Genomic DNA, 21,670 nt, shown 5'->3' with positions numbered 1-21,670 from the left:
GTTCGATGCACTCGATCGTCCCCACGATTCCAACCGCCGGTGTCGGCCGGCATACAGGAGCGCCCAGCATGACATCGCTACACCCCACTCTGGCGAAGGTCACCGAACGCGTGATCGCCCGCAGCCAATCGACCCGTTCCGCCTATCTGCAGCGCATCGACGGCGCGCAGGGCAAGTTCCCGGCACGCGGCGCACTGTCGTGCGCGAACCTCGCGCACGGTTTCGCGGGCCTCGAGGGCAACGACAAGTTCTCGATCAAGGCGATCCGCGAGCCGAACATCGGCATCGTGTCCTCGTACAACGAGATGCTGTCCGCGCACGCGCCGTACAAGGATTTCCCCGAGATCATCAAGGCGGCCGCGCGCGAGAACGGCGGCGTCGCGCAGTTCGCGGGCGGCGTGCCGGCGATGTGCGACGGCGTCACGCAGGGCAACCCGGGGATGGAGCTGTCGCTGTTCTCGCGCGAGGCAATCGCGATGGGCACGGCGATCGCGCTCACGCACAACATGTTCGACGCGGCGCTCTGCCTCGGCATCTGCGACAAGATCGTGCCGGGCCTGCTGATCGGCGCGCTGCAGTTCGGCCATCTGCCGACGATCTTCGTGCCGGCCGGCCCGATGACGAGCGGCCTGTCGAACGACGACAAGGCGAAGATCCGCCAGCAGTTCGCGACCGGCCAGGTCGGCCGCGACGCGCTGCTCGAAGCCGAATCGGCCGCGTATCACGGCCACGGCACCTGCACGTTCTACGGCACCGCGAACAGCAACCAGATGCTGATGGAGCTGATGGGGCTGCACCTGCCGGGCTCGGCATTCGTTCATCCGCACACGCCGCTACGCACCGCGCTGACGGCCGAGGCCGCGCGCCGCGTGCTCGACCTGACCGTCGAACGCGGCCACTACACGCCGATCGGCCATGTGATCGACGAGAAGGCGATCGTCAACGGGATCGTCGCGCTGCTCGCGACGGGCGGCTCGACCAACCACACGCTGCACCTCGTCGCGATCGCACGCGCGGCCGGCATCCTGATCGACTGGAACGACTTCGACGAACTGTCGGCCGTCGTGCCGCTGCTCGCGAAGATCTACCCGAACGGCAAGGCCGACGTGAACCACTTCCACGCCGCGGGTGGCGTGGCCTTCCTGGTGCGCAACCTGCTCGAAGGCGGGCTGCTGCATGAAGACGTGACGACCGTCGCGGGCAAGGGCCTGTCGCACTACACGAAGGAGCCGAAGCTGATCGACGGCAAGCTGACGTGGGTCGACGGCGCGGCCGAGAGCCACGACACGAAGGTGCTGCGCGGCATCCGCGACCCGTTCCAGCCGGACGGCGGCCTGCGCCTGATGCAGGGCCGGCTCGGCCGCGGCGTCATCAAGATTTCGGCGGTCGCGCCCGAGCACCGCAAGGTGACGGCGCCCGCGATCGTGTTCGATTCGCAGGAAGCCGTGCAGGAAGCCTTCGATCGCGGCGAGCTGAAGCGCGATTTCGTCGCGGTCGTGCGCTTCCAGGGCGCGCGCGCGAACGGGATGCCCGAGCTGCACCGTTTGACGCCGCTGCTCGGCGTGCTGCAGGATCAGGGCTTCCACGTCGCGCTTGTCACCGACGGCCGCATGTCGGGCGCGTCGGGCAAGGTGCCGGCCGTGATCCACGTGTCGCCGGAAGCGCTGCTGGCCGGCCCGCTCGGCAAGGTGAAGACGGGCGATACGCTCGTGATCGACGCCGAAGCCGGCGTGCTCGACATCGAGGTCGACGCCGCCGAGTGGCAGGCGCGCCCGGTCGCGCAGCCGCTGCACCAGGCCGAGAACGAGGTCGGTTTCGGGCGTGAACTGTTCGGCGTGTTCCGCGCGGCCGCCGCGCCGGCCGAGCAGGGCGCATCGGTTTTCGGCGCGCTGGTCGGCGAATCGGCCGCCCACGTCGCCGCATGAATTTCAAGGAGCCAATTCAATGAAGACGATTGCTGAAATCGTGAAGCTGGGCCCGGTCATCCCGGTGCTCGCGTTCGACTCGGTCGAGCAGGGTGAACACGTGTCGCGCGCGTTGCACGCGGGCGGCGTGAAGGTACTCGAGATCACGCTGCGCACGCCGGCCGGCCTGGAAGCGATCCAGCGCGCGAGCCAGCTCGCGGACGACATCGTCGTCGGCGTCGGCACGATCACGAAGCCCGAGCATTGCGAGCAGGCGAAGCGCGCGGGCGCGAAGTTCGGCGTGTCGCCGGGGCTGACGAAAGAGCTGCACCTCGCGTCGCTCGACGCGGGCCTGCCGCTGCTGCCGGGCGTGATGACGCCGAGCGACATCATCCAGGCACTCGAATTCGGCTACGAGATCGTGAAATTCTTCCCTGCTCAACAAGCGGGCGGCGTGCCGATGCTGCAGGCGTTCCACGGCCCGTTCCCGGCGCTGAAGTTCTGCCCGACCGGCGGCATCACGGTCGAAACCGCCCCGAATTTCCTGAAGCTGCCGAACGTGGTGTGCGTCGGCGGCTCGTGGCTCACGCCGAAGGCCGCGCTCGCCGCGCAGGACTGGGCCGAAGTCACGCGTCTCGCGCAAGCCGCGAGCCAGCTTCCCCGTTAAGACTTGTACGGAATGATGGTTTGACCCTCGGAAGACAAGCGCTTAGTGCTTGTTTTACCGAGGGTTTTTGCTGATGGAACCGGTTCTATCCGCGAACCGTAAAGATAAGTAAAATTCAGCGTCCTGACGGTGGGGGTCTCCCCGCTGTTTCGGAGACCTGCATAGCCGGGCATACTCGCAACGATCGCCCGGTTCGAATAATCCCAAGGAGGAGTCCACATGGGGGCTGTCCAAGGCAGCATGCTGCTCATCTATACCGTGATCGCGATCGTGGCGTTGATCGTGATGATCGCGCGGTTCAAGATCTATCCGTTCCTGGTGCTCATCATCGTGTCGCTCGGCCTCGGCCTGGTGGTCGGGATGCCGATGGACAAGATCGTCAAGTCGTTCGAGACGGGCAACGGCAATACGCTCGGCCACATCGCGATCGTCGTCGGCCTCGGCACGATGCTCGGCAAGATGATGGCCGAATCGGGCGGCGCCGAACGGATCGCGACCACGCTGATCGACTGGTTCGGTGAAAAGAACATCCACTGGGCGATGATGTTCGTCGCGATCATCGTCGGCCTGCCGGTGTTCTTCGAAGTCGGCTTCGTGCTGCTGATCCCGATCGCGTTCAACGTCGCGAAGCGCACCGGCAAGTCGCTGCTCGTCGTCGGCCTGCCGATGGTGGCCGGCCTGTCGGTCGTGCACGGGCTGATCCCGCCGCACCCGGCCGCACTGCTCGCGGTCCAGCAGTACGGCGCCGATATCGGCAAGACGATCGCATTCGGCCTGATCGTCGGCGTGCCGACCGCGATCGTCGCGGGCCCGCTGTTCGCGCTGACGATCTCGAAGTTCGTGAAGCTGCCGGAGAACAACCCGCTCGCCGCGCAATTCGTCGACACGCACACCGAAGGCAAGAAGCGCGAACTGCCGGGCTTCGGCATCACGCTGTTCACGATCCTGCTGCCGGTGATCCTGATGCTGGTCGGCAGCTGGGCCGACCTGCTGTTCGCGCCGAAGACGCTGCCGAACAACCTGCTGCGCTTTGCCGGCAACTCGGACGTCGCGCTGCTGATCGCCGTGCTCGTGAGCTTCTTCACGTTCGGCAAGCTGCAGGGCTTCAACCGCGACCAGATCCAGAAGTTCTGCGGCGAGTGCCTGGCGCCGATCGCCGGGATCACGCTGATCGTCGGCGCGGGCGGCGGCTTTGGCGGTATCCTGCGTGATAGCGGGATCTCGCAGCAGATCGTCGCAACGGCCACGCAGGCGCACCTGTCGCCGCTGCTGCTCGGCTGGTTCGTCGCCGCGCTGATTCGTCTGGCCACGGGCTCGGCAACGGTCGCGATGACGACGGCCTGCGGCATCGTCGCACCGATCGCGGCGGCATCGGGGGTGGCGGTCCGTCCGGAGCTGCTGGTGCTCGCAACGGGCTCGGGCTCGCTGATCTTCTCGCACGTGAACGACGGCGGCTTCTGGCTGATCAAGGAATATTTCGGGATGACGGTCGGCCAGACGTTCAAGACCTGGACGCTGCTCGAAACGATCATCTCGATTCTCGGCCTGAGCTTCACGCTGCTGCTGAGCATGGTTTTGTAACAAGGGGTAGTCAATGATTCTGATCGCAATGGGCGTGTCGGGCGCGGGCAAATCGCGAATCGGCGAAATGCTGGCGGAACGCCTGTCGTGCAGCTATACCGACGGCGACGCGTTTCACAGCGCGGCGAACAAGGAAAAGATGCATCACGGCATTCCGCTGACCGACGACGACCGCTGGCCGTGGCTGCGCACGATCCGCGCGGCCATCGAGGAAAAGCAGCGCGCGGGCGAGACGGCCGTGTTCACGTGCTCATCGCTGAAGCGGTCGTACCGCGACGTGCTGCGCGGCACCGACACCGACGTGCGGTTCGTATATCTGAAGGGTTCGTTCGAGGTGTTGCACGAGCGCCTGAAGAGCCGCACCGGCCATTTCTTCGATCCGTCGCTGCTGAAGAGCCAGCTCGACACGCTCGAGGAACCGGGCCCGGACGAAGCGATCGAGGTCAGCATCGAGCTGACGCCCGAACAGATCGTCGATCAGGTCATGCTGAAGATCGGCATCGCGCAGCAGCACTGAGCGCGGTTCGCGGCATTCATCACGCAAAAGGCGCCCCTCGGGGCGCCTTTTGCGTTGGCGGCCGGCGGGCCGGTCAGGCCGTGGGCGCCTGCTTCGCGATGCCGTCGAGCAGTACGTCGAGCATCGTGTCGTGCACGGCTGCCGGATCGAGCTGCGCGTAGAGCGGGGCGGCCGCCTTGACGAGCGGATGCGCGGCGTCCGACAGCGCTTCCATTTCCGCGAGCTCGACGTCGTTCGCGGCGCGCGTGAGGCCGCCGGCTTCGGCCGCGGCAAGCCCGATCACGCTCGCATACCAGCCGACGCAAACCGATGGCAGCGCCGCGCGCGGGATGCCGGCGTCGGCCAGCGCGCGATGCACGGCCTCGATGTGCGCGAGATCGGCCGGCCCGGTACTCATGTGCCGCTGCAGCAGTGCGAACGCGGCCGGGTAGCGCAGCGCGAGCGCGCGGTACTGGCGCGCGAGATCTCGCAGCCGTTCGCGCCACGGCAGTGTGGCGTCGACCGGCACGAGCGAGCGCGACAGCGCGTTCGCGATCGCGCGGCTCAGGCCTTCCTTCGACTTGAAGTGGTACAGCACGCTCATCGGGTCGCAGCCGACCGACTGCGCGAGCTTGCGCACGCTGAACGCGGCTTCGCCGACGTCTTCGAGCAGCGCGAGCGCTGCCGCGACGATCGCATCCTTGTCGAGGCCGCGCGGGCCCTGGGCGGGTTTGTCTTTCATCGATACGGGCCGGTGTGCCGGTGCGGCACCGGCTGTAAACTTGACGAAAGCTGATTCTACACTGTAGAATTATTTCTGCGGTGTAGAAATTGGGTGTCCCGGCACCTTTCAATACGTGCTTTCGCACAGTCCGGGATCCAGGCGGCACGAGCGTGCCCGCCGTCAACACGGGCCATCGCGCCCCTTTTCTCGTTGACACCCATGTGGAACCGGCTGCCCCACCCGCGAAGCCAGAAGGCTCTTCGACAGGCGGCCCAAGACCATGCAAGTGCAATCATGACTTTCAACAATCAACCCCTGATCCAGGGCGAATCGCGTTTCGAGCAAACGCAACTGAACATCGAAAAAGACAACTGGAACTGGTGCGATCCGGCCCGTCACGACGGCGAGCGCCCGGCGAACTGGTACGAGGCGTCGCTGTCGCGCCATGAAAACACCGCGCCGCTCGCGCACGACGCGGTATGCGACGTGCTCGTGATCGGCGCGGGTCTGCTCGGCGCATCGGCCGCACTGCATCTCGCCGAAGCGGGCGTCGACACGATCCTCGTCGACAAGCACCACGTCGGCTCGGCCGCATCGGGGCGCAACGGTGGGCAACTGACGCCCGGCCTCGCGCGCTGGGAAGCGGCCGACATGATCGACCACCTGTCGCACGACGACGCGAAGCGGCTGTGGCGCTTCGCGTCGACCGAATCGATGGACCTGATCGATACGATCGGTGCGCGTTACGCGCTCGAGCTTGACCGCAAACGCGGGCACATCACGGCGGCCGTCCACCCCGGGCACATGAGTGCGCTGCTGGACGGCTCGGATGCGCGCCGTCATCTCGGCGACGCGGGCGTGACGCTCGTCGGCCGCCATCAGCTGCACGACGAATACGTGCGTTCGGGGCTGTACCACGGCGCGGCGATCGATGCGATCGGCGGGCAGATCCATCCGCTCGCGCTGGTGCGCGGGCTCGTCCACGGTTTCCGCCTTAACGGCGGCACGCTGTACGAGGGCACCGAGGTACTCGAGCTCGACGAGACGCCCGCGGGCGTCGTCGCGACGACGCCGGGCGGCACGATCACCGCCCGCAAGGGCGTCGTGCTCGCGCTGCACAACACGACGTTCCGGCTGCTCGACGACGGCGCCGCGACGACCGTGCCGTTCTTTACCTATGTGAGCGTGACGGCGCCGCTCGACGTCGACGTCGCGACGCTGATGCCGGCCGGCATGCCCGTGTACGACACGCAGTTCCAGATCGACTACTACCGGCCGGTACGCGGCAACCGCCTGCTGTTCGGCGGGCAGGGCACCGGCACGTGCTGGGCGCAGCCCGACGTCAACGCGTATCTGCTGACGCGGCTGAACACGGTGTTCCCGCAGGTCGACGGCCAGTTCGCGCTCGATTATTGCTGGAGCGGCGTCAGCGACTTCACGCTGAACGGCGCGACCGACAGCCGCAAGACCGACGGCCGCGTGCCGATGTACATGGTGCAGGGCTGGAGCGGCCACGGCGTCGCGCAGACGGTGCGGATCGGCAAGGCGATCTGCGACGATTTCGTCGGACGCAACGACGATTTCTCGATGCTGACCGGCATCGACCATCGCGCGATTCCGCTTGGGCGCCAGTTGTCGCCGATCGCGATCCCGGCCGCGAAGGCTGCGATGAGCGTGATGAGCGCGCTCAATCCGGGGCGGATGATTTCGTTCTGAGCGGACGCGGCACGCAATGAAAAAGCCCGATGCGATTGCTCGCATCGGGCTTTTTTACGTACGGAGACGGGCGCTTACGCGATCCGCTTCGCGAGTTCGACGGCCTTGCCGATGTACGACGCAGGCGTCATCGCGAGCAGGCGATCCTTCGCGTCTTGCGGGATCGCGAGCGTGCCGACGAATTCCTGCAGCGCTTCGCGCGTGATGCCCTTGCCGCGCGTCAGTTCCTTCAGCTGCTCGTACGGGTTCTCGATGCCGTAGCGGCGCATCACCGTCTGCACCGGCTCGGCGAGCACTTCCCAGCAGTTGTCGAGATCTTCGTTCAGGCGCTGCGGGTTCACTTCGAGCTTGTCGAGGCCGCGGATCAGCGAGTCGTATGCGAGCAGCGAGTAGCCGAGCGCGACGCCCATGTTGCGCAGCACCGTCGAGTCGGTCAGGTCGCGCTGCCAGCGCGACACCGGCAGCTTGTCGGCGAGGTGGCGCAGCGTCGCGTTCGCGAGGCCGAGGTTGCCTTCCGAGTTCTCGAAATCGATCGGGTTGACCTTGTGCGGCATCGTCGACGAGCCGATCTCGCCGGCCTTCGTCTTCTGCTTGAAGTAGCCGACCGAGATGTAGCCCCACACGTCGCGGTCGAGGTCGAGCAGGATCGTGTTCGCCCGTGCCACGGCGTCGAACAGCTCGGCCATGTAGTCGTGCGGCTCGATCTGGATCGTGTACGGGTTGAACGTGAGCTTCAGGCGGTTTTCGATCACGTCGCGCGAGAACGCTTCCCAGTCGAATTCCGGATACGCGGACAGGTGCGCGTTGAAGTTGCCGACCGCGCCGTTCATCTTGCCGAGGATCTCGACCTTCTCGATGCGCGCGATCGCGCGGTCGAGACGGGCCGCGACGTTCGCGAGCTCCTTGCCGAGCGTCGTCGGGCTGGCCGGCTGGCCGTGCGTGCGCGACAGCATCGGCTGGTCGGCCAGCGCGTGCGCGAGCGCGACGAGGCGCTGGTGGACCGTGCGCAGCGCCGGCACGATCACGTGCGTGCGCGCACCGGCGAGCATCATCCCGTGCGACGTGTTGTTGATGTCCTCGGACGTGCACGCGAAGTGGATGAATTCGCTGGCCTTTTCGAGTTCTTCCTGGCCCTTCACCGATTCCTTCAGCCAGTATTCGACGGCCTTCACGTCGTGGTTCGTCACGCGCTCGATTTCCTTGATGCGCGCGGCGTCGTGGGCGGTGAAGCGCTCGGCGAGCTGCAGCAGAAACTGCTCGGAGGCTTCCGAGAAGCGCGGGACTTCCGCGAAGCCGGCGCGCGACAGCGCGATCAGCCAGTGCACCTCGACGGTGACGCGGTGGCGCATGAAGGCGGCTTCGGAGAGCCAGTCGCGCAGCGCTTCGGTCTTGCTGGCGTAGCGGCCGTCGATGGGCGAGAGCGCGGTGAGGGCGAAAAGCGTATCGGGACGAGTGTCGGACATGATCGGGCGGGCTTTGAGGGCCGGGTCGAGCGAGGAGGGAGAATCCGGCATTTTACCATCGGCGCGGGACGATTCCGGCCGCGCCCGGCGAGCCGCCGCCGCCGCGTGCCGACGCCATGCCGGCGCCCGCATCCGGCAGCGCGCCGGGCCGCTTGCGCGGCCGCCGGCCGGGCCCGCCCGCCGGTAGAATGCAGGCTTCTTCCCGACCGCCGCCCGCCGCGCCCGCCTGCATGGAACTGAAATGGCTCGAAGACTTCGTTTCGCTCGCGGAAACGCGCAGCTTTAGCCGGTCCGCCGAGCTGCGGCACGTGTCGCAGCCGGCGTTTTCGCGGCGTATCCAGGCGCTCGAGGCATGGCTCGCGACCGAATTGATCGATCGTTCGGTCTATCCGACGCGGCTGACGCAGGCCGGGCAGATCTTCTACGAGCAGGCGCTGACGATGCTGTCGCAGGCGCACGAGGCGCGCACGCTGCTGCGCGGCCACGTCGGCGCGCCGGTGCCGACGATCGAGTTCGCGGTGCCGCACACGCTGTCGCTCACGTATTTCCCGCGCTGGCTGCAGCGGATCGAGGCGAAGATGGGCCAGGTTCACACGCGGCTGCGCGCGCTGAACGTGCACGATGCGGTGCTGTCGCTCGTCGAGGGCGGCTGCGATCTCGTGATGGGCTACCACCATCCGAGCCATCCCGTTGCGCTCGACCCGGCGCGCTACGACATGCTGATCCTCGGCAGCGAGCCGATCAGCCCGTTCTCGGCCCCGGGCCGCGCGGGGCGGCCGCGCTATACGCTGCCCGGCACGGCCGACGCGCGCGTGCCGTACCTGTCATATACGCCGAACGCGTATCTCGGCCGGATGACGGAGGTCATCGTCGCGAATGCGTCGACGCCGCTGTTCCTCGATCGCGTCTATGAAACCGACATGGCCGAAGGGCTGAAGGCGATGGCGCTCGCGGGCCACGGCGTCGCGTTCCTGCCGCACAGCGCGGTCGAGGATGCGGTGGCGGGCGGCCGCCTGATCCGGCTCGACCGGTCGGTGCGCGGCGGCGCGCATCCGTTCACGCTGACGATGGAGATCCGGCTGTACTGCGACAAGCTCGCGCTGCAGGGCGACGATCCACGACAGAAGCTCGTGCGTGCGCTGTGGGACGTCGTGCGCGACGAACTGCGCGAATCCGCGGGTTAACCGTGGGCGGTTAACCGTCGATCGTCCGGCCCGGCCGGCTGTCGTCGGGCTTGCGGTGCCTGTCGGGCACCTGCCCGGCGGCCGGCCCGCGCCCGCGCAACACGATTTCTCGAGCACGCGATGCACGGCCGATCGCGGGCGTTCTTGCGCAAATCGACCGCAGATTTGCGAAAAATCGCGATCATGCAAGAAACGCATAATCGAATAAGCAAACGGCATTGGATAAAAAAAACGGGTTTTTCGACAATGTGCGCACTTCGTTGAACGTTGGAGCATCCATGTCTTCGCAACAGCAGTCCATCCCGTCCTACCTGCACGCCGACGATCTCGGCCCGTGGGGCAACTACCTTCAGCAGGTCGATCGCGTCGCACCGTACCTCGGCTCGCTGTCGCGCTGGCTCGAAACGCTGAAGCGTCCGAAGCGTATCCTGATCGTCGACTGCCCCATCGAGCTCGACAACGGGACCGTCGCGCACTTCGAAGGCTATCGCGTGCAGCACAACGTGTCGCGCGGCCCGGGCAAGGGCGGCGTGCGCTACCACCAGGACGTGACGCTGTCGGAAGTGATGGCGCTGTCGGCATGGATGTCCGTGAAGAACGCAGCAGTGAACGTGCCGTACGGCGGCGCGAAGGGCGGCATCCGCGTCGACCCGCGCAAGCTGTCGCGTGGTGAGCTCGAGCGCGTCACGCGCCGCTACACCAGCGAAATCGGCATCATCATCGGCCCGAACACCGACATTCCGGCACCGGACGTCAACACCAACGAACAGGTGATGGCGTGGATGATGGACACGTACTCGATGAACCAGGGCCAGACGTCGACCGGCGTCGTGACCGGCAAGCCGATCGCGCTCGGCGGTTCGCTCGGCCGCAAGGAAGCAACGGGCCGCGGCGTGTTCGTCGTCGGCTCCGAAGCGGCGAAGAAGAAGGGCCTGGAAATCGAAGGCGCACGCATCGCGGTGCAGGGCTTCGGCAACGTCGGCGGCATCGCGGCGAAGCTGTTCCAGGAAGCGGGTTCGAAGGTGATCGCGGTGCAGGATCACACGGGCACGATCTACCAGCCGGCCGGCCTCGATTCGAACAAGCTGCTCGACCACGTTGCCCGCACGGGCGGCGTCGCGGGCTTCGAAGGCGCGGAGCCGATGCCGAACGACGAGTTCTGGACGGTCGAAACCGACATCCTGATCCCGGCGGCACTGGAAAACCAGATCACCGAGAAGAACGCAGCGAAGATCCGCACGAAGATCATCGTCGAAGGCGCGAACGGCCCGACGACGACGGCGGCGGACGACATCCTGACCGCGAACGGCGTGCTCGTGATCCCGGACGTGATCGCGAATGCGGGCGGCGTGACCGTGTCGTACTTCGAGTGGGTGCAGGATTTCTCGAGCTTCTTCTGGACGGAAGACGAGATCAACCACCGTCTCGAGCGCGTGATGCGCGAAGCGTTCTCCGGCGTGTGGGCGGTCGCGGAAGAGCACAAGGTGTCGGTGCGTACGGCGGCGTTCATCGTGGCGTGCAAGCGCATCCTGATGGCGCGCGAAATGCGTGGCCTCTACCCCTGATCATTGACTATGATCCATTCATGACGCAATCCACCCGGTTGCGGATATGAACCCTCGCGGGCGGTGCCGAATCCGGCATCGCCCGCGCGCGCATTCGGGGCGCCTGGAGCCGGGAGGGAGGCTTTGTCAGGGGCGCTGCGACGTGCGGTAAACAACAGTACTTTCAAAAATATTACTTTGATACACTGGCGCGGGTTTTAGCCAAGGAGATGACCAAAATGAAATACCAAAAGGCAGTCCTGATGGTCGCGGCGCTTTGCGCGTTCGCAAGCGGCGCGCATGCTCAGGAGACGGGCACGCTGAAGAAGATCAAGGACACGGGCGTGATCTCGCTGGGCCACCGCGAATCGTCGATTCCGTTCTCCTACTACGACCAGAACCAGCAGGTTGTCGGCTATTCGCGCGAATTCCAGCTGAAGGTGGTCGACGCGGTGAAGAAGAAGCTGAACCTGCCGAACCTGCAGGTCAAGAACATCCCGGTCACGTCGCAGAACCGCATCCCGCTCGTGCAGAACGGCACGGTGGACATCGAGTGCGGCTCGACGACCAACAACACCGAGCGCCAGCAGCAGGCCGCGTTCTCCGACACGATCTTCGTGATCGGCACGCGCCTGATGACGAAGAAGGATTCGGGCGTCAAGGATTTCGCCGACCTGAAGGGCAAGACGGTCGTGACGACTGCCGGCACGACGTCGGAGCGCCTGCTGCGCAAGATGAACAACGACAAGCAACTCGGCATGAACATCATCAGCGCGAAGGATCACGGCGATTCCTTCAACACGCTGGAATCGGGCCGCGCGGTCGCGTTCATGATGGATGACGCGCTGCTCGCAGGCGAGCGCGCGAAGGCGAAGCAGCCGGGCGAGTGGGTGATCGTCGGCACGCCGCAATCGGAAGAAGCGTACGGCTGCATGATGCGCAAGGGCGATGCGGACTTCAAGAAGGTCGTCGACGACGCGATCTCGCAAGTCGAGAAGTCGGGCGAAGCCGCGAAGATCTACGCGAAGTGGTTCGAGAACCCGATCCCGCCGAAGGGGCTGAACCTGAACTTCCCGCTGTCCGATTCGATGAAGAAGCTGTACGCGAACCCGAACGACAAGGCGCTCGACTGACCGCACGGCCGTTGATGCAGAAATGACGCTAATGAGACGGAAGAGGCCACGCTTCTTCCGTCTCTTTTTGCTGGAGTCTTGCCCATGTCTTACCACTGGAACTGGGGCATCTTCCTGAGCCCCGTGTCGACCGGCGAGCCGACGACTTATTTCGGATGGCTGATGTCCGGCTTCTGGGTGACGATCGAAGTGTCGCTCGTCGCCTGGGTCATCGCGCTGATCGTCGGGTCGCTGTTCGGCGTGCTGCGCACCGTGCCGAACAAATGGCTGTCCGCGATCGGCACCGTGTACGTGTCGATCTTCCGGAACATTCCGCTGATCGTGCAGTTCTTCGTCTGGTATCTCGTGATACCCGAGCTGCTGCCCGCGTCGATCGGCACCTGGATCAAGCAGTTGCCGCCCACCACGCAGTTCTTCACCGCGTCGATCATCTGTCTCGGCCTGTTCACGGGCGCGCGCGTGTGCGAACAGGTGCGCTCGGGGATCAACGCGCTGCCGAAGGGCCAGCGCGCCGCCGGCCTCGCGATGGGCTTCACGCAATGGCAGACGTACCGCTATGTGCTGCTGCCCGTCGCGTACCGGATCATCGTGCCGCCGCTCACGTCGGAATTCCTGAACATCTTCAAGAACTCCGCGGTCGCGTCGACGATCGGCCTGCTCGACCTGTCCGCGCAAGCGCGCCAGCTCGTCGACTACACCGCGCAGACGTATGAATCCTTCATCGCGGTGACGCTCGCCTACGTGATCATCAACCTCGTCGTGATGGCGTTCATGCGCTGGATCGAAGGCCGCACGCGGCTGCCCGGCTATATCGGAGGCAAGTGATGCATCAGTTCGACTGGAGTAGTATTCCCGGCGCGATACCGACGCTGTGGACGGGCGCGGTCGTCACGTTCAAGATCACGCTGATCGCGATCGTCGTCGGCATCGTCTGGGGCACGCTGCTGGCGCTGCTGCGGCTGTCCGGCGTGAAGCCGCTCGCGTGGTTCGCGAAGGCGTACGTGACGGTGTTCCGCTCGATCCCGCTCGTGATGGTGCTGCTGTGGTTCTTCCTGATCGTGCCGCAGGTGCTGCAGGGCGTGCTCGGGCTGTCGCCGACGATCGACATCCGGCTTGCATCGGCGATGGTCGCGTTCTCGCTGTTCGAAGCCGCGTATTATTCCGAGATCATCCGCGCCGGTATCCAGGCGGTGCCGCGCGGGCAGGTGAACGCCGCGTTCGCGCTCGGCATGAACTACGCGCAGGCGATGCGCCTCGTGATCCTGCCGCAGGCGTTCCGCGCGATGGTGCCGCTGCTGCTCACGCAGGCGATCGTCCTGTTCCAGGATACGTCGCTCGTGTACGTGATCAGCCTCGCGGACTTCTTCCGCACGGCGGCCAACATCGGCGATCGCGACGGCACGACCGTCGAGATGGTCCTGTTCGCCGGCGCATGCTATTTCGTGATTTGCTCGTTGGCGTCTGCTCTCGTCAAGGGTCTCCAGAAAAAGGTCACAAGATGATTTCCATCAAGAACGTTTCGAAGTGGTACGGCCAGTTTCAGGTCCTCACCGACTGCACGACCGAGGTCAAGAAAGGCGAAGTGGTCGTCGTGTGCGGCCCGTCGGGCTCGGGCAAGTCGACGCTGATCAAGACCGTGAACGGTCTCGAGCCGTTCCAGCAGGGCGAGATCCTCGTGAACGGCCAGTCGGTCGGCGACAAGAAGACGAACCTGTCGAAGCTGCGCTCGAAGGTCGGGATGGTGTTCCAGCATTTCGAGCTGTTCCCGCACCTGTCGATCACCGAGAACCTGACGCTCGCGCAGATCAAGGTGCTCGGCCGCGGCAAGGACGAGGCGAACGAGAAGGGCCTGAAGCTGCTCGACCGCGTCGGCCTGAAGGCGCACGCGCACAAGTTCCCGGGCCAGTTGTCGGGCGGCCAGCAGCAGCGTGTCGCGATCGCGCGCGCGCTGTCGATGGATCCGATCGCGATGCTGTTCGACGAACCGACGTCCGCGCTCGACCCCGAGATGATCAACGAAGTGCTCGACGTGATGGTCGAACTCGCGCAGGAAGGGATGACGATGATGGTCGTCACGCACGAGATGGGCTTCGCGAAGAAGGTCGCGCATCGCGTGATCTTCATGGACAAGGGCGCGATCGTCGAGGACGACCGCAAGGACGATTTCTTCTCGAATCCGAAATCGGAACGCGCGAAGGACTTCCTCGCGAAGATCCTGCACTGAGCGTTCACGCGCGTCGATGCGAACACCGCCCGGCCGAGCGCCGGGCGGTTTTTTTTCGTCCGCTGTCCGCCGTTCGCGGGCGTTACCAGCTGTAGCGGTAGCCGACCTGCCCGACGATGCCGCGCCGATAGTCGCCGCCGATGTTGCGCGCGATCTTCGCGTTCGCGTACAGCTCGCCTGACTTGCCGAAGCTCGCGGTCACGCCGACGCCGAGTTCGTACCACGTGCGGCCGAGATGCGTCGCGAACGGCGTGCCGCCGACGACGGTCTGGCCCGGCGACAGGAAGTCGTGCAGCACGTCGGCCGTGAAGTACGGCGTGGCAGCGCTGCCGCCCGAACCGGACTGCAGGTTCGGCCGGAAGATGCGCACCCCGACGCGGCCGCGCAGCGCGTTCGTCGTCGTACCCGATACCGCCGATACGTTGTCGTTGAACCCGTTCAGCTTCAGGTACTGGTACATCAGCTGCGCCTGCGGCTCGACCGCGACCGGCAGGCCGCCGATCGCGAAGGGCTTGCCGACTTCCTGCGACAGCGCGACGCCGAAGCCGTTTTGCGACGCCTCGTTGCCGTAGCTGTCGCGATAGCGGTTGCCGTAGTGCGTGACCTGCCCGACGCTGTCGAAGTACGTGCCGTCGGACAGGTACTTCGTCCAGTAGCCGCCGACGCTCTGCGCGTGCATCTCGACCGAGCCCGTCGACGTCGACAGGTTGGCCGTATCGGCGCGTGCCATGTCGCTGAAGCTCGCGTTCGACACGCCGATGCTGGCCGTCACGCCCGCATGTGTGCTGCCGGCGCCGTTCGGCGCCTGGTCGAGCGTCCAGTCCTTGCCGAACTGCGCGAAGAAGGTGCGCTCGTCGGCCGCGAAGCGGCCCGCGTTCGCGTCGAGGCTCTGGCCGCCGATACGCCCCCATACGCCGTCGCGATTGCCGGGCTGCTGCTTGTCGAGGTTGGCGATGTCGCCGACGCGCTCGTGCAGCTTGCCGAGCGTCGAGAAGCCGTAGTCGGCGTTCAGCAGCGGCGTGAGCGCGTAGCCGGCGACCCCGGGGCGATACGCGAGCGTGCCGCCGTTGCCGTTGCCGTTCCCGCCGCCGTCGCCGCCACCGGACGGGTGGATCGGGTCGCCCGGGTCCGACGGATCGAGTTGCGAGCGCAGGTACCAGCCGTTCGCGTCGCCTTGCCCGCCGCGATAGAGCCGGTATTCGTACGCGCCCGCCTGCACGGGCCCGGCGAGCTGGAATGCCGATGCGGTGGTCGTGCCGCCGTTGGTCGTGACGACCACCGGAATCCCGTCGCCCTTCGTCTGCGCGCCGGTGCCGGCCGTGTTGGCGATCTTCAGGCCCGTCGTGCCGCTTGCCGTGCCGCCGTTCACGATCACCCGGTCGGTCGGCGATGCGTCGGCGCCGAGGAACGTGTTGAGCGCGATCGTGCCGCCGTTGCCGACGTAGCTGCCGGTCGTGAGCGTCTTGTAGCTGCCCGCGAGCGTCGGCGAACCGGTCGGTGCGGCGAATGCGACCAGGCCCGCGTTGTTCAGGCTGCTCAGCACGGAGCTGCCCGTCATGCGCCACGTGCTGGTGGAGTCGACGGTCAGTGCGACCGGGTCGATCTTGCCGGTCAGGGTCGTGCCGTTCGCGAGGCGCACGTTGCCGGTGCTCGAGGCGTCCGAGACGATGTCGCCGGCCAGGTTCACGGCCGAGGCGGTGAAGGTGGCGTTGCTGCCGTTCGACAGGTCGAGCAGCGTACCGTTGCCGGCCGTCACGACCGTGCCGTTGCGCACCGCGATGTCGGCCGTGCCGCCGCGCGCGGCGAAGGCTGGGCCGGTCGCGGACGTCACGCTGCCGCCGTCGACGAGCACCGAACTCGTCGCGCTGTTTGCGAGCGTATCGGACGTCAGCACGCCGGCCGCCGCGCCCTTGAGCGTCGTGCCGGTCAGTGCGAGCACGCCGCCGCTGTCGGCGGTTGCGCCGTTGCCGGCGGCACTGGCGATCGTCGAGCCCGTATCGCCGATGCGGCCGCCGTTGCGTGCGACGATGCCGTCGGCCAGGCTCCCCGATGCGGCGATCTTCGCGGCCGACAGCAGGGCCGTCGCACCGCCATCCATGACGATCGCGTGTGCGCCGGCACCCGTCGTCGCGACGGTCGTGCCGGTCGCCGCGAGCGTCGAATCCGCGCCCGTCACGTGGACGCCGAGCGCGTTGCTGCCGGCGGTGCGCACGACCGTCGCCGCGTCGGCCGCGATGCGCGCGCCACCGCCCGTCGACACGATGCCGTTCGCGCCGCCGCCGGTCGTCGTGACCTGTGTGCCGGACAGCGCGATCGTCGTATTCGTGCCGAGGTTGTGAATCCCGCTGCCCGAGCCGCCGGCCGCGATCGACGCCGCACCGGCCGCGATCCCGCCGCCCGATACGGTCGAGTCGATCAGCACGCCGTCGGCGCTGCCGTTCGCGATCACGGTGCCGGTGCCCGACAGCGCGACCGATGCGCCGGCACCCGTCAGACGCACGCCCGCGACGCCGTCATCGGCTTCGATCGAACCCGCGTTGGCCAGCGTGGCCGACGCGCCCTGCACGAGCGCACCGGCGCCGTTCGATACGCGGATCGTCGACGCGTTGTTCACCGTGCCGAGCGTGCCGACCACGACGCCCGTCGAGCCGGCGCCCGTCAGCAGCACCGAGTCGCGGTTCTCGAGCGTGCCGAGGTTCTGCGCGACGAAGCCCGTCACGCCCGCGGTCGACGACGTAACGGCCGCGTCGTTGGTCAGCGTCGTCGCGACCGGCGCGCCGGCATTGGCGCCGGCGAGGTCGTGCGCCTGGCCGTCGACGACGCCTGCGATCGCGCCTGCGGCATTCAGGTTGATCGTCGCGCCCGCGTCGATCGTGCCTTGCGCGCCGCCCTCGACGCCGATCGCGATCCCGTTCGCGCCGTTGACGTTGTAGATCGCGTTACCGGTCGACAGCACGGTGCCGGCGTCGGTCGCGAGCACGCCGTGCGCGCGCTGGCCGTTGACGTCGGTCGTCAGCGTTCCGGCTGCCGACGCGCCCGTGTAGGCAGCGCCGCCTGCGACTCGGAACAGCGTCGAATCGTCGGTGTCGACGCTCAGGTGCTGCGCGGCGACGTTGATCTTCGAGCCGGCGCCATAGGCATAGAAGCCGATCTGGCTGGTGCCCGACATGAACGCCGGCACCGCGTTGGCGCCGACGTCGATCGTCGCGCCCGAGCGCGCGTGCACGCCGATCGCGCCGGTGCCCGTCAGGTTGAGTGCGCCGTCGAGCGTGGCTTTCGCGTGCGGCCCCTCGGCCCACACGCCGTAGTTTCGTGTGCCCGATGCGGGATCGAGGCCGCCGGCCACGTTGATCGTGCCGGTCGAGGTCGCGGCCGTCGCGTTCGTGCCGGTCCCGACGACCATGATGCCGATGCCGTTTACGCCGTTCAGCGTGATGGTGCCGGTGTTGGTCACGGTCGCCGCCGTGTTGGCCGCGAGCATGCCGACGTTGGCGAGCGGCGTGCCGGGCGCGGCACCGTTGACGACGATCGAACCCGCGTTGGTCAGCGTGCCGGACGACGAGTTGATGCTCGCCATGGCGGCGCCGTTCTGCGTCTGCGAACCGATCACGATCGTGCCGAGGTTGTTCGCGGTGCCCGACGGGCCGAGCAGGATGCCGTATGCGTGCGTGGACAGCGCGACGTCGTTCGCGGCCTCCGGCGTGCCGGCATCGTACTGGGCCGCGCGGCCGAGATAGATCGTGCCGCCGGCTTCGTTCGTGAAGCTGCCGCCGGCGACGAGGCCGCCGATCACCTGGCTGTCGAGCGTCGTCGCGTTGACGCCGACGTTGATCGTGCCGACGTTCGATGCGCTCGCGCCGTCGGTCGCGGCGATCGCGTAGTTCTGCAGGTCGAGCCGGTTGTGGTCGAGATTCCACGCACCGACGTTCATCACGCCGTTGTTGACGAACGTGGTGCCCGTACCGTTGGCATACACGCCGCTGCCTTCGACGTACGTATCGAGGCCGAAATTGTCGGGCGGTGCGGTGCCGCCCGTGCCGACATTGTCGCCCGACGTGTAACCGGACGAAATCACGCCGTTGTTGACGCCGCTCGCGCCGCTCAACAGGCGCACCAGGGTGAAGTCGCCCGACAGGCGCCCGTCGTTGACGAAGTGCGCGCCGTTTTCCGCGACGACGGCCGCGCTCGCGTCGATCGTATTGGCGCCGCGGAAGTCGATCTGGCCGTCCTTGCCGATGTGCAGCGTCGCGTTCGCGCCCGTGCCGTGCATCACCGACGGATAGTTTCTGGGGAGCGCGTTCTTGTCGTCGGGCGACACGTTGTTCGCATACTCGAAGGTTTGCGTGGCGAACGTCACGGCCTGGCCGAACGCATTGTCGTAGGCTGCCTGCGAGCCGAGTGCGCCGTTCTGGACCGAATGCACGAGAAAGTTGTTGTACGCGGCGAGCGACGCGGCGTCGGTGACGGTCCACTTGCTGCCGTCGAACGCGGTGAAGGTGCCCGCGTAGGTCGGCACGTCGAGCTCGATGCGGCCGACGGGGCCACCGCTTGCCAGATAGTCGCCGGTGATGAACCAGACCTGGTTCCGTGAATTCCAGTTGATGACGCTCGGTGTCGAGCCGGTGCCGTCCGCGTAGGTCAGGTCGGTCTGCTTGGCCGCGATCGTGATCGCGTTGCCGGTCGCCGCGGGCGCGTTCGCGGGATTGCCGATCGATACGTCGAGCGTGCCGCCCGAATTCGCGACCGTGCCGATGCGCGTGTTCACGTACTGGTCGCCGTTCACGTCGTGATAGACCTGCACGACGGTCGAGCCCGCGTTCGACGCGACGAACGCGGTCGAGTCGTAAGTGGCGACGGACGTATGGCCGCCCGTGATCGAGTCGGGGGTGCCGACGCTCTGCGTCTTGCCGCCGAGCGACACCAGCGGCTGATCCGGATTGCCTGAAATGATGGGCGTGTTGGCGAACGGCATCGGCGTATAGCCCATGTCGCCGGTTGCGCCGGTCCATGCGCCCGTCAGGCCGACGCGGTCGCCGCCCGACACGGTCGTGGCGCCGGCGAGGTTGTCATTGACGGTCGGGCTGAAGCTGCCGAGCGCGCAGGTACCGCCGCTCGCGACGGCCGCGCCGCTGCCGCACGTCGATGCGTACGCGGAGCTTGCCGACAGCATGGCCAGCACGGCACCGAGTGCCGCGGCGCGAAGCGGCGTCCGGCGCGCTGCCGCGTGGGCGGCGCGAAGGCCTGCACCGGATGGGCTGCCCGACCGCTTGCCGCGCGCCCGCGCCGTTTCCGCAACCGCGACCCAGCAGCCGGTGGTCTCGCTCCATATCGATCGAAATGAGTGATTCACGACAAGCCCCTCTCTCTTGTTTTGATGTGGTTTTCACCGCGGTGCGGTGAAATCGCAATCCGCGGTGGGGAATGGCGTGAATGGATGTGTGGCGTCCGTGGCCGTATCTCCGTCATTCGCGATTCGTTACACCGAGGATGAGCGGACTCTACTGATCGGGAAGGAGGTGAATTGTCGGGAAGCTAACAAATGCGGCAATAGTGCTGCTTTTATTCGGTATTTTTTGATTGTGTGACGAATCGAACTGAAGGCCTTGCAGGGTAAGGATTCGACCGATTATTTGCGTGCGAATTTGCGATCGCGGGATCAGTGGGGTGGCGCACGGTTTGCGTCAGGTCGATACGTTAAAATGCGGTTCCCGGATTATCTGCATTCCGATTGAGTGATTTATTATTTTCTCGCCTGGATCGTTTTATATTGAAACGAATCGAATCGGGCGAATGTTGTGCTGCTTCGCTTCGATATACGGGAATCTGGCCCGGATGAACCGGAATCGGCGCGGGGCGAGCGATATGACCCGGCGGCGAGCCGTCGATTTGCAGGACAGCGGCTGACAGGGGAAGGGCGCTGGCGCGCGGGGCTCAGAAGTCGATCGCGTCGTCGGAATCGACGTCGGCGGCGGTGGCGAGCGCCTCGCGCGTGTCACGCGGCGCCGACGCCGATGCGTCGAGCGCCGGATTGCGCAGCTTCTCGAGCACGCGTTCGGGCACCGGGATCCGCATCCGCGCGGCGACGTCGCCGCACTGGAACATGATCAGTTCGCCCGGCTCGAACGCGGTCCAGACTTCGTTGTCGGTGAGCGGTTGCGTCGCGATCACCGCGACGCGATCCTCGGGCGTCGTGTATTTCGCGAAGTCGATCGACAGGTCTTCGTCGACGAGATGCGCGGTCGAGAACGGCCAGCGCCGCACGAGGTAGTGCAGCCGCGTCGAGCAGTGCGCGAACAGTGCCTGGCCGTTCGACATCAGGAAATTGAACACGCCGTGATCGGTGATGCCGCGTGTCAGCTCGCCGACGCGCTCGAACAGCTCGGGCAACGGCGGCTGCGCGCCGGGAAACGCTTCGCGCAGCCCCTGCATCAGCACGCAGAACGCTTGTTCGCTGTCGGTCGTGCCGACCGGATGATAGACGCTGCCGTCCATGTCCGGCGCGTAGTCCTGGAGGTCGCCGTTATGCGCGAAGATCCAGTGCCGCCCCCACAGCTCGCGCATGAACGGATGGCTGTTCTCGAGCAGGATGTGGCCCTGCGTCGCCTTGCGGATGTGCGCGATGGTGTTCTTGGACTTGATCGGGTAGCGCTTCACCATTTCGGCGATCGGCGACGTGGCCGATGCCTGGTGATCGATGAACAGGCGGCAGGCCTTGTCCTCGAAGAACGCGATGCCCCAGCCGTCGGCATGGTGATCGGTGAGCCCGCCCCGGGCCGCGAAACCTGTGAAGGAGAATGTGACGTCCGTCGGCGCGGCGCAGTTCATTCCTAAGAGTTGGCACATTTTACTTGGGGCAGCAGGCTCAGGCGGGGGGTAACGAACCGGGCGAACCCCGGTACAATGCGGCTTCTAGCATATCACCGAGCCCTGAGCGGTAAAAAGCGGATTCCGCTGGCCAAAGGCCCCGTGTTGCGGTTTGCCGTCAGTCGGCCCGCGCACGCGTGTTCCGGCCCCGCCAACGGCAAGCACGTTCC

The 21,670-nt window shown here is 66.4% G+C and carries 15 protein-coding genes; 11 read left to right on the top strand and 4 right to left on the bottom strand.

The annotated features are described in order from the left end of the window. Nucleotides 1-68 precede the first annotated feature (68 nt). The 4 genes from edd to E9536_RS32575 all read left to right on the top strand — a co-directional run bounded on the left by edd (nucleotide 69) and on the right by E9536_RS32575 (nucleotide 4,669). Nucleotides 69-1,925: a phosphogluconate dehydratase gene (gene edd, locus E9536_RS32595; RefSeq protein WP_021158788.1), complete on the top strand. Its 1,857-nt coding sequence runs from the start codon at nucleotides 69-71 to the stop codon at nucleotides 1,923-1,925. 19 nt (nucleotides 1,926-1,944) lie between these two features. After that, nucleotides 1,945-2,571 carry a bifunctional 4-hydroxy-2-oxoglutarate aldolase/2-dehydro-3-deoxy-phosphogluconate aldolase gene (gene eda / locus E9536_RS32590; RefSeq protein ID WP_011350938.1) on the top strand — a complete coding sequence of 209 codons (627 nt, stop codon included), beginning with the start codon at nucleotides 1,945-1,947 and terminating at the stop codon, nucleotides 2,569-2,571. 219 nt (nucleotides 2,572-2,790) lie between these two features. Next, nucleotides 2,791-4,152 carry a GntP family permease gene (locus tag E9536_RS32580; RefSeq protein WP_136472157.1) on the top strand — a complete coding sequence of 454 codons (1,362 nt, stop codon included), beginning with the start codon at nucleotides 2,791-2,793 and terminating at the stop codon, nucleotides 4,150-4,152. 13 nt (nucleotides 4,153-4,165) lie between these two features. Further along, entirely contained in the window at nucleotides 4,166-4,669 is a 504-nt protein-coding gene (locus E9536_RS32575) for a gluconokinase (RefSeq protein WP_027788380.1), read from the top strand. Between the two features lie 73 nt (nucleotides 4,670-4,742). On the opposite strand, the gene E9536_RS32570 is transcribed toward E9536_RS32575, so the two are convergent. Continuing rightward, nucleotides 4,743-5,390: a TetR/AcrR family transcriptional regulator C-terminal domain-containing protein gene (locus E9536_RS32570; protein ID WP_027788379.1), complete on the bottom strand. Its 648-nt coding sequence runs from the start codon at nucleotides 5,388-5,390 to the stop codon at nucleotides 4,743-4,745. A 276-nt stretch (nucleotides 5,391-5,666) separates the two neighbouring features. Here E9536_RS32570 and E9536_RS32565 point away from each other — a divergent pair, with 276 nt between their 5' ends. Further along, entirely contained in the window at nucleotides 5,667-7,088 is a 1,422-nt protein-coding gene (locus E9536_RS32565; RefSeq protein ID WP_136472155.1) for an FAD-dependent oxidoreductase, read from the top strand. A 74-nt stretch (nucleotides 7,089-7,162) separates the two neighbouring features. On the opposite strand, the gene purB is transcribed toward E9536_RS32565, so the two are convergent. Further along, nucleotides 7,163-8,551 carry an adenylosuccinate lyase gene (gene purB, locus E9536_RS32560; RefSeq protein ID WP_027788377.1) on the bottom strand — a complete coding sequence of 463 codons (1,389 nt, stop codon included), beginning with the start codon at nucleotides 8,549-8,551 and terminating at the stop codon, nucleotides 7,163-7,165. 230 nt (nucleotides 8,552-8,781) lie between these two features. Here purB and E9536_RS32555 point away from each other — a divergent pair, with 230 nt between their 5' ends. From E9536_RS32555 to E9536_RS32530, 6 genes are all read left to right on the top strand, one after another. Beyond that, complete coding sequence (locus E9536_RS32555; RefSeq protein ID WP_027788376.1) at nucleotides 8,782-9,735, top strand: LysR substrate-binding domain-containing protein; 954 nt, start codon at nucleotides 8,782-8,784, stop codon at nucleotides 9,733-9,735. Nucleotides 9,736-10,013: 278 nt separating this feature from the next. Continuing rightward, nucleotides 10,014-11,300 carry a Glu/Leu/Phe/Val dehydrogenase gene (locus E9536_RS32550; RefSeq protein WP_021163078.1) on the top strand — a complete coding sequence of 429 codons (1,287 nt, stop codon included), beginning with the start codon at nucleotides 10,014-10,016 and terminating at the stop codon, nucleotides 11,298-11,300. Between the two features lie 218 nt (nucleotides 11,301-11,518). Beyond that, nucleotides 11,519-12,412, top strand: coding sequence for a glutamate/aspartate ABC transporter substrate-binding protein (locus E9536_RS32545; RefSeq protein WP_027788375.1), 894 nt, complete (start codon nucleotides 11,519-11,521; stop codon nucleotides 12,410-12,412). A gap of 84 nt (nucleotides 12,413-12,496) precedes the next feature. Further along, entirely contained in the window at nucleotides 12,497-13,237 is a 741-nt protein-coding gene (locus E9536_RS32540) for an amino acid ABC transporter permease (protein ID WP_027788374.1), read from the top strand. Further along, nucleotides 13,237-13,914 carry a glutamate/aspartate ABC transporter permease GltK gene (gene gltK, locus E9536_RS32535; protein WP_059697820.1) on the top strand — a complete coding sequence of 226 codons (678 nt, stop codon included), beginning with the start codon at nucleotides 13,237-13,239 and terminating at the stop codon, nucleotides 13,912-13,914. The genes E9536_RS32540 and gltK overlap by 1 nt, the downstream gene beginning before the upstream one ends. Next, nucleotides 13,911-14,636 (top strand): amino acid ABC transporter ATP-binding protein, encoded by a 726-nt coding sequence (locus E9536_RS32530; protein WP_027788372.1) that lies wholly within the window; start codon nucleotides 13,911-13,913, stop codon nucleotides 14,634-14,636. The genes gltK and E9536_RS32530 overlap by 4 nt, the downstream gene beginning before the upstream one ends. A gap of 82 nt (nucleotides 14,637-14,718) precedes the next feature. On the opposite strand, the gene E9536_RS32525 is transcribed toward E9536_RS32530, so the two are convergent. Beyond that, a complete protein-coding gene (locus E9536_RS32525) occupies nucleotides 14,719-19,986 on the bottom strand; it encodes an autotransporter outer membrane beta-barrel domain-containing protein (protein WP_136472153.1) in 5,268 nt (1,755 codons plus the stop codon). Nucleotides 19,987-20,567: 581 nt separating this feature from the next. Next, nucleotides 20,568-21,479, bottom strand: a complete 912-nt coding sequence (locus E9536_RS32520) for a class II glutamine amidotransferase (protein WP_081066068.1) — start codon at nucleotides 21,477-21,479, stop codon at nucleotides 20,568-20,570. Nucleotides 21,480-21,670: the final 191 nt, after the last annotated feature.

Origin of the sequence: Burkholderia sp. LS-044 (assembly GCF_004803625.1) — a bacterium.
In the GTDB taxonomy this organism is placed as follows: Bacteria; Pseudomonadota; Gammaproteobacteria; order Burkholderiales; family Burkholderiaceae; genus Burkholderia; species Burkholderia cepacia.
This window is presented reverse-complemented; position numbering and strand designations above follow the sequence as displayed.